This window comes from Paenibacillus sp. NPDC056579, assembly GCF_042793215.1.
Lineage (GTDB): Bacteria > Bacillota > Bacilli > Paenibacillales > NBRC-103111 > Paenibacillus_S.
Window position 1 is genome coordinate 325,896 of sequence record NZ_JBHTVD010000006.1, and the last position, 16,119, is coordinate 342,014.

General features: G+C 46.4%; 15 protein-coding genes and 1 pseudogene. 2 read left to right on the forward strand and 14 right to left on the reverse strand.

What is annotated here, in order from left to right:
• Positions 1–228 precede the first annotated feature (228 nt).
• From ACFQ88_RS23685 to ACFQ88_RS23730, 10 genes are all read right to left on the reverse strand, one after another.
• Complete coding sequence (locus ACFQ88_RS23685; RefSeq protein WP_379457387.1) at positions 229–612, reverse strand: VOC family protein; 384 nt, start codon at positions 610–612, stop codon at positions 229–231.
• Positions 613–713: 101 nt separating this feature from the next.
• Positions 714–992, reverse strand: coding sequence for an ArsR/SmtB family transcription factor (locus ACFQ88_RS23690; protein WP_379457960.1), 279 nt, complete (start codon positions 990–992; stop codon positions 714–716).
• A gap of 948 nt (positions 993–1,940) precedes the next feature.
• Entirely contained in the window at positions 1,941–2,576 is a 636-nt protein-coding gene (locus ACFQ88_RS23695) for a DedA family protein (protein WP_379457389.1), read from the reverse strand.
• Complete coding sequence (locus ACFQ88_RS23700) at positions 2,554–3,777, reverse strand: MFS transporter (protein ID WP_379457391.1); 1,224 nt, start codon at positions 3,775–3,777, stop codon at positions 2,554–2,556. The genes ACFQ88_RS23695 and ACFQ88_RS23700 overlap by 23 nt, the downstream gene beginning before the upstream one ends.
• The gene (locus ACFQ88_RS23705; protein WP_379457393.1) at positions 3,777–4,916 is read right to left on the reverse strand and encodes an MGDG synthase family glycosyltransferase; all 1,140 of its coding nucleotides are present in this window, start codon (positions 4,914–4,916) and stop codon (positions 3,777–3,779) included. The genes ACFQ88_RS23700 and ACFQ88_RS23705 overlap by 1 nt, the downstream gene beginning before the upstream one ends.
• Before the next feature lie 22 nt (positions 4,917–4,938).
• Entirely contained in the window at positions 4,939–5,640 is a 702-nt protein-coding gene (locus ACFQ88_RS23710) for a polysaccharide deacetylase family protein (protein WP_379457395.1), read from the reverse strand.
• Positions 5,641–5,670: 30 nt separating this feature from the next.
• Complete coding sequence (locus ACFQ88_RS23715) at positions 5,671–5,934, reverse strand: glycosyltransferase family protein (RefSeq protein WP_379457397.1); 264 nt, start codon at positions 5,932–5,934, stop codon at positions 5,671–5,673.
• A gap of 85 nt (positions 5,935–6,019) precedes the next feature.
• Complete coding sequence (locus ACFQ88_RS23720) at positions 6,020–6,541, reverse strand: phosphatase PAP2 family protein (protein ID WP_379457399.1); 522 nt, start codon at positions 6,539–6,541, stop codon at positions 6,020–6,022.
• On the reverse strand, positions 6,519–7,145 hold the full coding sequence (locus tag ACFQ88_RS23725) for a YqaA family protein (RefSeq protein WP_379457962.1): 627 nt from the start codon (positions 7,143–7,145) through the stop codon (positions 6,519–6,521). The genes ACFQ88_RS23720 and ACFQ88_RS23725 overlap by 23 nt, the downstream gene beginning before the upstream one ends.
• Before the next feature lie 146 nt (positions 7,146–7,291).
• Positions 7,292–7,921: a YkoP family protein gene (locus ACFQ88_RS23730; protein ID WP_379457401.1), complete on the reverse strand. Its 630-nt coding sequence runs from the start codon at positions 7,919–7,921 to the stop codon at positions 7,292–7,294.
• Between the two features lie 980 nt (positions 7,922–8,901).
• Between ACFQ88_RS23730 and ACFQ88_RS23735 the strand changes: the two genes are divergently transcribed.
• Positions 8,902–10,305, forward strand: a complete 1,404-nt coding sequence (locus ACFQ88_RS23735) for a hypothetical protein (RefSeq protein WP_379457403.1) — start codon at positions 8,902–8,904, stop codon at positions 10,303–10,305.
• Positions 10,306–11,345: 1,040 nt separating this feature from the next.
• Here the strand turns inward: ACFQ88_RS23735 and ACFQ88_RS23740 are convergent.
• The 3 genes and pseudogenes from ACFQ88_RS23740 to ACFQ88_RS23750 form a co-directional block, all read right to left on the reverse strand.
• Positions 11,346–12,474 (reverse strand): annotated as a pseudogene (locus ACFQ88_RS23740) (ABC transporter ATP-binding protein); the annotation flags it as partial.
• A 250-nt stretch (positions 12,475–12,724) separates the two neighbouring features.
• Entirely contained in the window at positions 12,725–13,009 is a 285-nt protein-coding gene (locus ACFQ88_RS23745; RefSeq protein ID WP_379457405.1) for a DUF4183 domain-containing protein, read from the reverse strand.
• Positions 13,010–13,083: 74 nt separating this feature from the next.
• Positions 13,084–13,869, reverse strand: coding sequence for a DUF4183 domain-containing protein (locus ACFQ88_RS23750; RefSeq protein ID WP_379457407.1), 786 nt, complete (start codon positions 13,867–13,869; stop codon positions 13,084–13,086).
• Between the two features lie 282 nt (positions 13,870–14,151).
• Here ACFQ88_RS23750 and ACFQ88_RS23755 point away from each other — a divergent pair, with 282 nt between their 5' ends.
• Positions 14,152–14,430: an MmyB family transcriptional regulator gene (locus ACFQ88_RS23755; protein ID WP_379457964.1), complete on the forward strand. Its 279-nt coding sequence runs from the start codon at positions 14,152–14,154 to the stop codon at positions 14,428–14,430.
• Positions 14,431–15,209: 779 nt separating this feature from the next.
• Here the strand turns inward: ACFQ88_RS23755 and ACFQ88_RS23760 are convergent.
• Complete coding sequence (locus ACFQ88_RS23760; RefSeq protein ID WP_379457409.1) at positions 15,210–15,917, reverse strand: response regulator transcription factor; 708 nt, start codon at positions 15,915–15,917, stop codon at positions 15,210–15,212.
• Positions 15,918–16,119 lie beyond the last annotated feature (202 nt).

The window sequence follows — 16,119 nt, forward strand, 5'->3', positions numbered from 1 at the left end:
TTAGACTGGAGTTCTTGATAGTACGAGAATCAGGAAATGAATTTCATTAGACTGATCATGCAAAATGAAACAGCGGCGGAATAGGACTCGAAAAATAAAGTCTTAGACTACCGCTGTTTCATTAAACTAATGTTTCCCGTTAACCTACTTATATCGCCATTGTTTGTAGCTTGTTACCCTCGGGATCCCAAAATTCAAAACTATCTTGGCCTTCTCCTGAAATATTGGTTACTTCTGCCCAATCTGAATAAGGTTGCCGCATGTATCGTCGAAGACAGCTATTGTGAGTTCGCCCATTTTTGTCGGCTCCATAGTAAAATTCACGCCGTTTTCCAATAATCGTTTGTAATCTTTATTAATATCTGCAACGCCAAACATTGTAGCTGGGATGCCATCGGCAAATATCTTCTTTTGATACTCTTTGGCGGCAGGATGGTCATTCGGTTCGAGTAAAAGTTCGGTACCGTCTTGCTCATCGGGAGAAACAAGCGTTATCCATCTAAATTCTCCGACGGGAACGTCATGCTTTTTTACAAAGCCCAGCGTTTCTGTATAAAACTCCAATGCCTTGTCTTGATCTTGAACGAATATACTGGTAACAATGATTTTCATAATGTTTTTCCCTCCATTGATATGTGCAATGTTGGTGCTCTGCTAACAATCTGGCTCCAATCTGAAAAAACCATACATTCGTCAGAAATTCTTAATTAAAATTACTCTATCCACCCTTTCAGCAAATTTTTAAGTGGTTCGTTGTTGAATATAACCACTCGATATTTCCCTCTTTTTTCTGATTTTACCAGCCCTGCATCTTCCAATGTTGAAAGATGTTTAGCTATCGCCTGTCGTGAAATGGAAAGGTGGTGCTTCATAATGAGACGTGCCGTAAGTTCATACAACGTCAGCTCGTTGCGTTCGGATAGTTCGTCTAATATAAGTCGCCGAGTCGAATCACCAAGTGCACTGAATATAGCGTCTTTGTCCCAATTCATATATTGATTATAGGCAACCCTGAGGTTGCTTGTCAAGTCAAGAAACCTCAGGGTTGCTTGTTAAACAAAGCAAAAGAAACGTAGGGTTCTTTTAACTATTTATCATGGTTAGCTTAATGAAATTGCGCTAGTCCAATACTTTATTTTTTCAAGTGAGACTTTCAAAGGGTATGATTGAAGCCCACCGATTGGGAGTTTGGGGAAGTCTCTCAAAAATCTTATGACTTATCGTTTATAATTGGTCCAGAAATTAACTTCGCCGAGTCATTAAAGAATTCTTATGTTGGAATTGCGATGTTAGATCCTAACAAGCTTGAGTATGCATTAAAGATAATATCACTAGCTCCAATTTAACAGTGTTTATTGTATTATGAGAAGATTTGTAAGATCTAAACCAACTTGATCACCTATCCAGACTTTTTTATGACAAATTTAGCAAAAACAATATATGAACGATGTCCAAAAGGTGATCTTATTGTTCGGTTAATCCTTGTCGTTCGGTAAACTTCCGTATTCTCAGTTGGAATGTAATCTTTAGGATTAGTTGTAAGGTTAAAACACTGATTTCATTCGATAAACTATTCCGCAAACGGGAACTATAGTTCAATATCCAACTAAGATTAGGCTGACGACATGGACCGGCAGCCTAGCTCAGTTTATGACCGTATCACGGGAACTTGTAAATATATACCATATATTTTGCCCCTGATGACAGCTACGTTGGTACTACCTCTTATTATGATCTTGTTCGAACGATTGAATCAAATCGTCACTTCCCCCCTCTCCGGCTTGCTTAACTGTTCTAGTAATTACAGACATTTTCGGCGCTCGCCCTTGACGATCGTTGCACTGAATTGAACTGCTGCGTCCCCATTCGGCAGGAGAAGACGGGCAGCCTGCCCGCCTTCTCCAACACGGCTATGCCGTCTGGTAGCTTCTTCTGCACCATCACCCTCTGCTCCTTACCTTTCCTTTACTGCGACTCCGCCTCGCGCTTCGAACTTGAACCAGCAACCATACCCCCGCGAGAACAGCCACTCCGATAAAAAAGAACTTCATATATTGCTCAATGATGCTGAACATATGTTGCCACTGCTCCCCGAAGAAATAGCCGATTGAAAAAAATGCAATGACCCATAGGGAGACCCCGGTATAGGCATATAGGAGCACTTTGCGGTACGGCACCCGAATAATGCCGATAAAATAGCCGATAAACTGCCGGACTCCAGGAATGAAGAAGCTGACCAGCAGCAATCGGTCCCCGTATTTGTCGTAGTAGCGGCGCGTCTTCTCGAGCAGCTCCGGCTTGAGGAAGAGCCAGTGTCCGTAACGCTCGATCACAGGCATACCGGCCTTGTAGCCAATCACGTACGTGATGGTGACCCCTATAATCGATCCCGCCAGGGCCATCGCAATAGCCGACAGTCCATGAAGCACATCTTTAAAGGCTAAGAAACCGGTATAGGTCAAGGTGCTGTTGCCCGGCGGAATGGGGAGCGCGATGAAATCCAGCGGCAAGCCGATGAGCAGGACCAGGTATCCATATTCGTGAAACAAATGTTCAACTAACCCGATCGGGTCCATGAGCATTCTCCCTCTTGTGCTGCAAAGTCCTGCCAGCCGAGACAAGCTTGTTTTGTGGTAAAATCAAATAAAAAAGTGCAAGAACCGCCAGCAGAGCAACGCTGATGCTAATGGCAGCGGCATTCGTATACTGGCTGGCTATCCATCCCCCGATGACCGGACCAATCATAATGCCGAGCCCTTCAATCCCTGAGAGTACTCCCCACCCGGTCCCCTTCTGATCCTCCGGAACAAGGTACGATAGCACCGCATTCCAGGCCGGAAGCACGGCTGAGTAGGACAATCCCAGCATAAAGGCAAACAGCATCGATAATGCAGGCGGCGGCATGGATACGACTAACAGAGCCAATACGGTCGTAAGCGATACGAAACCGGCGACCAGCATTTGCTTGTGCCCCCATCGATCGGCCAGCTTCCCCATCGGGACAAGAAACAGCATCGTGCCGGCCCCGCCTAATATGAGCATTAGCGAATATTGCGGCTGGCTCAGACCGAGATGGTTAGCGGCAAAACCGGGCAGTATTGGCAGCAGCAGTCCCGCTGCAGTCATCTGCAGGACCATGCCTGGTAACAACCATTTCAGCTGAACGAGCCTTCTTCGCAGTCCTGCAGCTTGTTCGGCAAAGCTGACGTTCTGGAGATGCAAGGGGGTTGTTCTGTTAATCGCGAACGATGCGATGCAGCCGACGGCGAGCAACGCAACCATCAGCCGTAAGGCAGGTTCGAAGCCATAATCGAAGGTGAGATTGATTGTGACCGGCCCCAGACCGATGCAGGCCAGCCACACGGTATATATCGCCCCCATCTGGGCCGCCCGCTCCGTCAGCCGTATTTTCTCCAGACAAATGAGCCATATAGGCGATCCCCCCATCCCAAGCATCACGGATCCGGCAACGAGCCCCCAGGCATACGGACTAAAGAACACGGCAGCTAGTCCGGATAGCATCAGGACGAAAGTGGCGGGCAGCAGCCAGCGCAGCGAAAACCTGTCCAGCAAATATCCAGCCACACATTTAATCAGCGTATCGGCTGTATAATGAAGCGAGACTGCAAGACCGACCAAAGCAACGGTTTGCCCCGACTCGTTGACGGCAAAGTTCGGCAGGAACGAGAACAAGAAAGCGCTTCGGACAAACTCTGTGCAAAAAAGCACCGTGAACAGCGTCAGAGTAGCAAGCTTGAATGCGCTCCTCCCGCTCATCATATTCCACTCCTGCTTAAGGGATTTGCCTCAGGAAACAAATGCCGGACAATATGGTCCGCAGCCGCTTCCTGCCTTGCTGCGAGCAGCCCGTTCATCATCGACTGCTTGATCAGCTCAGAGGAGATCATCGCTTGTATCTGCAACACCAGATCATGAATCGTAAAGGCCACGACTGCCGCTCCTTTGCGCTGCAAATACAGGGCTTTTTCCTTCTCCTGCCCCATAAACGGCTTTAGGATGAAAATCGGAACCCCGGCCCGAATCGTCTCGGATAGTGTAACGCCTCCCGCTTTCGTGACGACGCAGCAGGCGCTGCTCATCAGAACATGCAATTGATCGGTGAAGCCGAATACTTCCACTCTTGTATCATTTGCCCCACTCTCCACAAGCCTCCGTCTCCATCCTTCCTGCCGGCCACAAATCACTTGAATGCGGATGCCTGACAAGAGCAACAACTTCCCGATGAGCCTCGATAGCGAATGCAATGTGCCGCAGACGTTAGCCATAAGCAGAATCACATTCTCATCTGCTTCTTTGCCGGAGCTGGAGCCGAAACCGATCATTGCCGCATCATGAAATGACTCCCTGACCGGAATTCCGGTCACGGTAATACGACTCTCGGGGACGCCCTGCCTGACCATGGCCTCTTTCACGTCTCTGGCAGGGACAAAATAATGATCCGGCTTGGCGAACAGCCATCTTCGGTGAACGTCAAAATCCGTTATGACAACAGCGGTACGGGGACGGATCGCAGATAATGCCTCGCTGCTTGGCAAGCTGCCGAACGGGAATGTATAAATGATGACTTCCGGCTTGTACAGGAGGACGATTTTCCTGAGCCTGTCGCCGCCAAGACTGTTCATCCAGGCTGCGATCTTTCCATTCATGGGAAGCCGGTTGTTCAGATGGTAGGTCCATCCGTAATAGGGAATGCCCAGGCTGGCTGCAAACAGGCTTTTCCGGTACAGATAGCGGATGATTTTGTTCAGAGTAGGATAAGCTTCCCGGAACAAGTCGACAACCGCCAACTGGCTATAACCATTGCGGATCAAGCTTTGCTGCAACGTCTTGGACACCTGATGATGACCTTCGCCGTAATCGGCCGTTATAATTAAAATTTGCGGTTCCTGCCCCACTATTTTCACCTCATTTCACTTGTCAAGCCATTTCATCCAGACGAACGAATTGCAAGTTGCGTCCCTGTAATTGCTGCAGCGCTTCCTCCAGAGCACGAAGCATAAAATATGGCGCGTGATGGTCCGCTCCCGGCGTATCTCCGCTGTCATGTAGCAAAATAACAGATCCGTCCGTAATTCCGTTCAGCAGCGTTGCTTTCAGTTTTTTGCGGCAGTTTCTGCTGCGCCAGTCCCCCGCCTTCAGGGACCAAAGCACGATGCGGTACGATTTGGGATGAAAGAAATCGAAAGCATTCATGAGCCCCCACGGCGGGCGATAGTGATCTGGCCTTTTTCCAATAATGGATTCAATAATATCTGCTGTCCGTTCCATATGATCACGCCGCACCGTCCAGGGAAGCATCAGCCAGTTGGAGGTGTGATCGTAATTGTGGATTCCGATCTGATGACCTTCACGATGCATTCTTCTGATCAGATCCGGGTGTAGCACCGCCTGCGAGCCAAGCACGAAGAATGTGGCCTTCACTTGATAATCCTGCAATAAATCCAATAATTCCGGTGTATACTTCGGATGCGGCCCATCGTCGAACGTGAACGCCACCTGGTTCTTGGTCGTTCCCTTGCGAAAGGCACCAAATCCGATTATTCTTGGCACAAAACTAGGAATTAGCATATACAGACTAATGAAGCCTATGAGCCCAATCAACAAATATTTAACAAGCAATGTCTCTATCCCCCTTAGTGATAAGTAAGCTTAAGCATACTGCTGCAAAGAGCAAACCCATTTTTCTTCTTGTGTATCGCTCTGCATGTTCAGAATTTGTACATGTCTGGCGGAATTCTGCTGTTTGCACAGCCCTACCTTCCCCCTCATTTCATCCAATAGGGAAGGCTGTTGAACCAGCAGTTGAAACTGATCCTGCAGATTGTCAATCTGACATAGATACGCTACTCCCGCTTGAGTCAAATAATCGGCATTATCCTTTTTCTGCCCCAGACGTGGCTCCAGCAGCAGCATGGGAAGCTGAAGCGCCAGCGCTTCGGAGGTCGTCAGTCCGCCCAGCTTTCCTGCTATTCATCAACAATCGCCTCTCTCGTGAAATTCAACTATGCACGAGTAAAACAACCATCACCGCCGTTAGGAATCCGACCATCCCACCAGCCACACAATCGATCGGATAATGATAGCCCCAATAAACCCGGGATATGGCCACCAACAAGGCCAGACCAATCAAGACAAGCATAATTGCCGGTGATGAGGCCAAAATAAAAGGTGTAACCAGGGCGAAAATAGCGGTTGTATGGCCAGATGGGAAAGAATAATCCTTCAAAGGGAATTTACCTACCTTCACCTGCTCCAGCTTGCGGAAAGGCCTGTCTCTGCGCACCTTTCTCTTGATCAGGACAGCAACGATATGGCTAACGGCCAGTGCGATCAAGCTTTGCAACCCAATTCTGCTGAACTCCCCTTCGGCGAACCATGCCAGGGACACTGCGCAAACGATGGTAAACAAAGCTCCGCCCAAATGGGTAATCCATCCGAACAATCGGTCCATGGCCCGACTGCTCAGCCGATGGTTGCACCAAAAGAACAGCGTTTGATCAATTCGCCTTATCCACTGCATCCTGCTTTCCGCCTCCATCCCCTGCTTTTTCGACCGATTGATGTTCATCCCTTATCTTCCTCCGCTCGGACAGCTTACGTATCAAGAACCATATTGCCGCAATCGCTACGCCAACGCCCACCAGCGTAACAGTGAGAACTTGATTCACCATATTCTCTGCCGCGCGGCCATATATAAAGAAGAGAAAACCGACTACATAAAACTTCACCGCCCGGCCAATGGCTGCATAGCTGAGCAGCTTCCATAATGGATAATTCATGCATCCGGATAAAATTGTAAATATTTTAAACGGGATTGGAGTGAACGATCCAATCAGGATAGCGGCCTCGCCGCGGCGGGCAAATAAAGCGCTTGCCGAATCGAGCCATTTTTTTTTCATAACACTGCCCAAAACATGTTTTCCCGACACTTTGCCGATCCCATAACCGATCGGTGTCCCAAGCAGACTTCCGGCAAAGCCAACCGTAGCGAGCCATAAAGCCGACTCCGGCTGTACCGCGCTTAAAGAAAGCTGCAGGAAAAACGCCGGGATGGGGAAAATAATCGCATCGAGCATAGCGTGTATGAAAAGTCCAGTCGCTCCGAAGTTCTGTAAAAATTCCATAATTTTATCCATGAATGCCTATCCCACCTTTGTAACAGAGAATGATGAAAAATAGATTACCTCGGTCGTTATGGGTTTCCAATCGCTGTGTTCCAACTCCATACCGCCCTCCAGCAACTCACTCACCACGCTCTTAGTATCTTTAATTAATTGGAGCTTGATTTGGGTAGACATAATTCCTCTGGAATGGACAGCCTCTTCACCGTCAAAAATCGGTTCCTCAGCGAGCTGCTGGAGTGAATCAGCATCATCGGTATCAATTGTTCGGTCTTGCTACCAACCCGCTTCTTGCCTTCAGGGTGCATGACGGATAACAATAATCGGAGATATGCCGTTGTAATGCGTTTGAACAGATAGGACTTAATCGGTTGTTGTTCGAAACCAAGACCATATGTCAAACCACGATGAAGCATCGTAATGCCGATTAACGCCTTCACCTCTCTGAACTCCGGCTGACTTGCGAACGCCTCGCTGATCTGCTGCATGGATTTCCGTGTAAGCCGGGCCGTCATGAGCGCCGCGCGGTCTGAGCCTTCGGATTTGATCAGCGTCAGAATCGTTTCATTATTGAGATGGAGTTCCCCGACCAGATCGCCTTTATCGATGATGGTGGAGTCAGCACAGACGATGCTCTCCCCCCGGTGTTTCTTAATCATGACTTTGCAAATTCCAAAGTGCGATGTATGTGAGCCGCGAAAGTGTGAAATCCAATCGAACCCTCTTTCCCACACCATCCAGGCCGCCTGCATTGAAGATTTGCGTAAACGAAGTAACATTGATCCAACCATCCCTCCTTATTTTAATGGCGAGTTTCATTGAAATTGTCAATCTGAAATAATATTTCTATGTAAATTCCTTATTTCTGTTAATTTTATGATAGACGATTTAACCAAAAGAGCATATAGGCTGAGGTACTGGTTGGTGCCCCGTCTTGAGACGGAGGCCGGATACATCCGGTTGACTACTGTCTATGATTAAGTATGAAACACAAAGCATAATTGAACGTAAAGAAATATTCTTGTGAAAAGGTTAATTTCGTTTGGTGTCGGGGGTCCATCACTCAATTTGATGCACACCGCTGATCGGTCAAGTTTTAATCTGTTATATAATTTCGACCAAACATGATTTCGTTACATGCTAGTAGAGATTCATTTGCACTCCTAACAATCCAATCAGATTATACCGATAGGATGGCTTCTCCTTCTGAAAAGTCCGGATGATCCGAATCACATCGGTACGATGCTGATTGGAAACCTTCAATCGAAGCAGTGTGCAGAGCATGCCGGGAAATGACGGAAAGTCCCATCACAGACATCTTCTTAAACAAACCCTGCAACTCGAGGATTCGTCGCCTCTTGCGGCCGAAGCTCAACAATTCGTTCAGTTCTGTGTCTATTGCAGCATGGTTATACGGAGCGGCGGTAAACTATCTGATCAGCGTTGTGAACAATGTACCGGTATCGGTCAGCAGCATATAAACCCGCTTTCCGATTTATTGTTTTCTAGGTATTCGTTCATTTCCTCTCACCTCATGATTGATGTAAATTAATGTTTGACTGATATTCAACCAATCAATATATGTGCAAAATAGGGTAATGTGGTTTTCAATCTGCTTTTCAAATTGGTATTTCCGCTTCTCGCTCGGCTTAGTTTTCACTATTGACAGGTTATCTGACGGGTGATAGAATTCATAAAAATCCCATATAATTACTCGGATTTATATTTTACCATTTTGGCCATGTGTGGAGGAATGATTATGTTCAAGACGATTTCCGTACCGAATGGACTGCTCTCAACTGCTCTGTCCGCCTATTTGCTGCTTGCCGTTCCAGCGCCCTCGGTGTTCGGTGCTGATGCTCAAGCGGAAGCTCTAGCTCCCATTCAGGCCGCCCCTGTACAAACTCAACAAGGATTGAGCGAGTACAGCATATTCCTACAAGAGAAATTCAATGTGACGTTGTCGGAAACGCCAACACGCGGGGAATTTATCGACGCTATCGCTCGCTCGCTGAAGTACGCGCCGGACAGCAAAACGACCGTCGCTTTCAGCGATCTACCGACGAGCAGTCCATACTATGCCTCGGCGGCCGCGCTTTATCAGCGAGGAATTTTGACCTCGACGTCAACATTGGCTGATCAACCACTATCGCCGCTGCAAGCCGCATTTATTGCGGTGAAAGCGGCAGGCGTCACCGAACTGGCCTATTCCTATCCGCAGCCGAAAGTTTCCCAATCGCTCGCCCCGCTGATGCTCAACGTTGACGATTTCGTTTCCTTGTCTGCTGCACAGGAAATTGCTGCGGCGAAGGATACCGGCCTCGTCGATCCGGAATTTTACGGTGACTTGAAGCAAGGCGCGAATGCTTCCAAGCGGCTGGCGGAGCAGCTTCTCGGACACGTACTGGAAGTTCAAGGCCAGTACAAACACTACATCGGCCAAACTTCCAATCCCAATATCTATGCGAAGCTGACCGACGCCTACAATACATCGGACATCATCGAAGCGCCTGAACTGGAGAAAGTCGTCAACGCCGCTTTGGAGCAAGGGCTCGTCACCGGTTACAATTTGAAGGACTTGCGCTTTAGCTCCAATTTCGTAGACACGCTATCCTTGACGTACGGTCATTCCGATCTGAAGCACGCGATTCAGTTGATCGGCTTGCTACGTAGCGAAGGGATTGAAGCCAAAGTGCAGTTTGAGCCGAAGACCTCTGCTTTCGTGCATCTGATCGAGTGGGGGCAACCTACGCCGTCCAGTACAACACGCTATAAAAAGCTGGCCAACGGCAACTATATCGCTTTGGCGAAGGAGTATGACATCGCCCTCGAATTCACGAGCGCTGCGGACAAAGCCAAATTCCAGCAAATCGTGCTGAAGTACGCCAAGAAAAACAGCGAAGATACGGTGGGTCTGATCGCCGGTTCCTGGTGGCAGCCGCTCTATTACTCCTTGACCGAACTGAACGATTACGATGTGATTACAAATAATCAAATCACATCAGAGGGTCCTTATTATGCACAATCTTTCTCACTAAACGACAAGTCGGATGAAATCGTTGCTGGTTTCAAAAAAATCGACCCGAAGGTCAACGTCAGTACGTACAAGTTCTGGGTTGACCGTCCCTTCCACAACTATTTAACAGGCGACGACTTTAAATAAGAAAGGCGAAGAAAGCCCGGTTAGGGCGGTATGCTCCTGACCGGACTACTATAATAAAACTTATTTGTAAAACAAATTGAGACTAACCATATTAAGCAAGTCGCCTCATAACGAGTTTTTTAAAGAATCTTCCCACACTCCCACGTGATATTTGTCCTTATTATCATTACATTTATTTTAATAACATAATCTATGAGATACGATTAACTGATTCCATTGAAGAGATTCTACTTATATCCATTTCTTCTATTTTTCTTTCAGTTACAGGAGTTTCAATTAGGTTATCCTGATAAAACCATTCCATTTAAAATCCTCCCTTAATGAATAATTCTGACGATAGCACATAGTTCTACCCTCAGAACACATATCTAATTAAGAGTTACCGAGCCAGTAGCAAATACTTGTGTAATTGTTGCCCATCCATCATGAGTTAGAACCTCTCCTGTTAAACAAGGTCTGTATGAACCTTCAGCGAAATAAGTATTAACCTCTTGACATTTAAAAGACTTAACGCCTCTTAACCGATATGTGGTTCTATGAGTCCCTCCACCAGTTGTTTCATGCCCCGAGATAAGTGTGAATCTAGGCGGACCTTGTTGTGTATCTGGAGGGCGGCATGATCAGGGAAATAGGCGCACCCTCCGAGCTTCTCCGCCACAACGGAAGATTCCGCAGCTATTGGGAGAAGCAATCCCCCTATTGGTTTCATGCAAATTAAAAAATAAAAGCAGGACCGCATGGTGTTAACACGCCTTCCCGCTCTTTGATGTATCGGTCCCCAGTGAAGCTCTAATGGACCTGGTTCCGTTATTGCCGCAAAAATACCCAAAAACGCTTAGCGATCGGACCGTATTCCTTATTGCGCGATATTCCAAAGATTTTACTGCAAAACGACGTCAATAACGGCCTCACGGACCGATCTGTCCCTATTTTTGCAGGATTTCAAGCAAACAACGATCAACTGGCCGCTCCGACGCCGCAATCTGGAGGTCCCCCTCACCTGTTGCCTGCTTTCTCATCGCCCTCAGGGCCTCGTAGGTCTATATCGCCCGATTTGCAGTGCTCTTCTCCCCACCCTTTTGCAGCTGATACATCCGGTAGTATCGGCCCTGCAGCTGCATGAGCTGCTCATGATTGCCGCGCTCTACGATTTCTCCGCGATGCAGGACGAGAATCAGATCCGCCTCCCGTATGGTCGATAGACGGTGGGCAATAACGAAGGTCGTACGCCCTTCGCCGACTACTTTCAGCGCTTGCTGAATCAGGCCTTCGGTCTCGATATCTATGCTGGCCGTCGCCTCGTCCAGAATCAGAATCGCGGGATCGAAGGCAAGCGCGCGGGCAAATGAAATCAGCTGCCGCTGGCCTGCCGACAACGTGCTTCCGCGCTCCACAACTGGCTCGTCGTATCCGCCGGGCAGCTTCTCGATGAAGCCAGCTGCTCCGACATCCACCAATGCCTGCTTGACCTTGCTCTTGTCAATGTCCTTGTTGTGCATGCTTACGTTAAACTTGATGTCCCCTGCAAACAAGAACGGATCCTGGAGTACGATGCCCATATGCTTACGGAGCTGCTGCTTGGACATTCCGGCAATGCTTTTGCCATCGATACGAATCTCGCCTTCCGTCGGCTCGTAAAAGCCCAGCAGCAAGTTCATGATCGAGCTTTTGCCAGAGCCTGTATGTCATACAAAGAGCCACCGTCTCGCCTTTGTTGGCTTCGAATGTGATGTTACAAAGCACCGGCTCCCCTTCCTTGTAGGCAAAGCTAATGTTGTCAAACGCAACATGCCCTTCCGGTCTCGCCGCTCCGACAGCATCCTCCAGCTCCCTGCCTTCCAGATCGAGCAGATGAAACACTTTTTCGGCGGATACAATAGCCCTTTGGGCATTCATCAGCTGATCGAAGATGCCGATGATCGGTTGAAAAAAGCGGCCCAAATAATCGATAAACGCATAAAAAACACCGAACGAAATGGCCGTATGCAATGATTGGCCGCCGAAATACCAGATCGTCCCTGCCGTAAACAAGGCTCCGATCAAGCCGGTGAAGTTGCGTGAGGAAAGGGAGAATACCCGGAACTGCTTGACGTTGTTGCGGTACCGGTCCTCGTTCAGCTCCTCGAATTCGTCCAAACGGGCTTTCTCCTGGCGAAACGCCTGCAGGATCGCCTTACCATACCATAATTTAATGAGAGACCGCATTGGATTTTATCGTTATGAGAAAAAACTCCTAGACAATGTACTGAAAGCAGCATCGAAATATGTAGCCAAATGAAGTGTTTCTTCCAGAATTAAAAGTCCCCCTTCGATGTTAGATTCAAACAATGAACCAGCTCCTATCACGGATAGAAGCCGGTCGCTGTGAAGCCGATGAGTTTGCCATATTTTCCTCTGAGAGGATCAAACAGCGGCAAACTTATGAGACGACGAACTGGACGACAAGAGGAGTCCCTCCATCCAGGACGTCGCCTCCGGGAATGGTGATAGTAGTGGTTGTAACAGAGGACGTATCAGCAGTTTGCATAAGACCGTTAATATAAAGATTGTAATAATTGAAAGTAGCCGGAAACGCCGTTGCGGCTGTGCCGGCATCGTTTGTGAATGCTGTAGCGGCAATTGCAAATGTCGCCCCTGTCCCCGTTCCTGCACCGATTGTGGAAGTAAATCTTCTACTATTTTGATATGGTGTCACGATAGGCATTATTCATCACCTCCCTTCTCTATTAATAAATGCACGAGATTCGAGGAATGCGAGGGCATAAATTCCATAAATTTCTAGATGCTAATTTTCGCGAACAGTTGTACCGTTTCGAGAACAATTGGAGTTCCAGCATAAATCGTTTCGCTTTGTGGCAAAAAGATCAATTTAGCTCTATTAACGTTGTACGAATTGCCAGGTTGTACGATCCCATTTATATAAAGATTACTAAAGCTGCTCGGGCCGAGTCCGGTAAAGTCGGACTGTGACTCTCCTGCATCGTTCGTAAATTGATCGGCGGGAATTGTGACCGGCAACGATAAATCCAAGTCGGTGCTTGGGAAGTAGAAATAACGGTTTACGGAGGGGGTAACTTCTATGCTAGGAACGGTTACGATTCCTGGGGGACCTTGAGGACCTGTAGCCCCTTGAATTCCCTGCGGGCCTTGTACTCCTGAAGAACCTGGAATTCCTTGGGGTCCTTGTGGTCCCGAGAGACCCTGTCTAGCGGCTGAGCCTACCTGCCTTTGTATCATTGAGATGAGTTGGGACTTAATTTCCTGCAATGTCGGAATCATCCGAAGGCCATGACAACTTTTTTTACGGAATCCTCGAGGGCTATTTTTCTTGCAAGGTCTGCCGCGTCTTGGTTTATATCTTCTTTTGCAATGTTTACTGATAGTATCCGAACTTTTGAATGTTTCTGTTCTTTTGCATTTCCACTTTTGTACCAGACGTCTGTGCCTACGTTTTTTTCGGTCGGTTTTCCGCTTTGCCAGGTGCTTCATATTCGTCACACTCCTTAGGGCATATGGTATATGCCCTATTCTTATGTAACATACACATTCGGAGAGTGGACGCATAACTACTTAGGAAACGAAACCCCATATTTTGGCGAGAAAATAGGCTTTGGCGAGTAGGTTAGTATCCATGGACGACGACTGACCTCGGGGCTTTGAAGGAAGAAGTAACCTAGCTTGCCAATAATGGAACATCATGGTATACCTCTTTGAGGCAGAAGTGTACATCTCCATCTTTTTGCAAGACTGATACAACAGGAAAAGGTAGAAGATCAGCAATATAATATTGGTTTGGAGCCGGTAATAAGGGCTCCGCCATTCGTAATCGGAAGATACTAGGAATTGTTGCTATGGAAAAAAACAATTGAGTTAGTTTTTCTAATACCGCCATTTTCAAATAATATGAAGCAGAGACCCCATAGGATGAGATCTCTTTTGACGGATGCCAAACTCGGATCGAACATACAGGATTGGGAATCCAGAGCACAAGTCTTGATTGCACACTTTCGTGCAGATTATGCACTCTTCTCTAATGATACGAGGTTTAAAGAGCTTATTGAGGATTTAAACAGAACAGCCAGTTGTTTCGAGAGGTATGGCCGCTACATGACATTCAGATCGTAACATACCGCCACAAACAAAGGTAGAGATGAAGTTTGAACATGCGACCTTGCAACACCCGAGTAATCCGACAAGAAGATTATAATCGGACTGTTTTGCCAAGTATACCTTCAACAAGTTCAAAGTAACCTCAGAAATATCCAGGTCTCCTTGCTCCCTTCCAGCATCTTGAACTGAAGGGCGTAGGCTTTCAATCTACTGGGACTAACCCCAGAATACGTTTATCACCTTCATACAGTTGCCTTAACTCACTTAATATAATAAATAAAACCTCCCATAAGAGCTACTAAATCTAGTTAGCTTCTTATGGAAGGTTTTAGACTGACTTTATTAAACTAGTGTACCCTTTAGTTTAATATAAAATTGTTTTTCAGTTTATCAAGAGAAACAAACGATTCATCAGCGAAACAAAGCAAAAGATCGAACGTATCAATGCACCTGCGGAGCGCATCGAGATCGTATCGGTGCAATCAACATCATGCGTCAACCTGTAGCAGATGGTAACAGTCTGTCAGCCTAGATAGCTATATGCTCTGATCTAGGACGGTCTATTGAACTAGCCCTTAACTTAGCAGTTGGGCAAAGCGGAAACGTATGCGCCTGTTAGCTAGCTAAGAATCCCACCCTTTCAAGGGTGTGGAGGTTCAATATCTCTAAAGCTACCAATTTTGTTTGATTCATCCCAGAGCCGGAATCGAAGTGATTATAAACTAGAAACGATTGTGAACCTACGATGAAACAAGAAACAAGTGCAATAATTGGTAAGTAAGAAGAAATAAATATCATAATTTTCCCATGTATCTATACCCTACACCCCATATCGTTTTAATAATTTCCGGACTTTTTGGCTCCCACTCGATTTTTTTTCGTAAGTTAGCAATGTGCGTATCAATAGTACGTTGATTTATTGCCGAATCAATCCCCCGTAAAGCTTCAATAATAAAGTCGCGAGTAATCACCCGTGCCTTGTTTGTAACTAATACCTTCATTATTTCATATTCTGAGTAAGTAACATTGACTTCAGAACCTCTTATAATAAGTATTCGGCGATCATCATCAAGTCTAATATATTCGAAATCAGATTTACTTATAGCATGAACCCTTCTTAAAACTTCATCAGGATAGCAATAAGTACGACGCAGTAAGGATGATACTCTAGCAATTAACTCATTAATACTAAAATGTCTATAGATATATACATCTGCACCTGCAGATAAGTATTCAATTCTTTCAAGAGAATCCTTATTCGTAACTACCACCAGTATGGGTATATAGGTTTTTTTCCGTATCTTCCTACAAAGCTCAATCATGCTATGATCGATAAGTTGGAGATCGAGGATCACCAGTTGTGGGTCAAATTCTGAAAAAGCCGTGAATCCTTCCACACTTTTTGAGGTCCGGTTTATGAGATATCCTTCTTTTAATAAATACATACTCATCTTTTCCCACACCACATTGTCGTCTTCAATAATTAGTATCTTATAACTCATCAAAGAACCAACCTCTTCAGAAATTAGAAAATACTCAATTAACTCTGAATGACTCTGTCAAATTTGAAAGCTTATGATTGTATTGATGCAATAAAAGTATAGGTTTTCGAGATGTATAGAATTACTTAAAGCTACTTTAGGCAATTTCAAAGATGTGATGTGTGCCGAAGATTTTTCGTGAATAGGAAGAAATTTAGATATT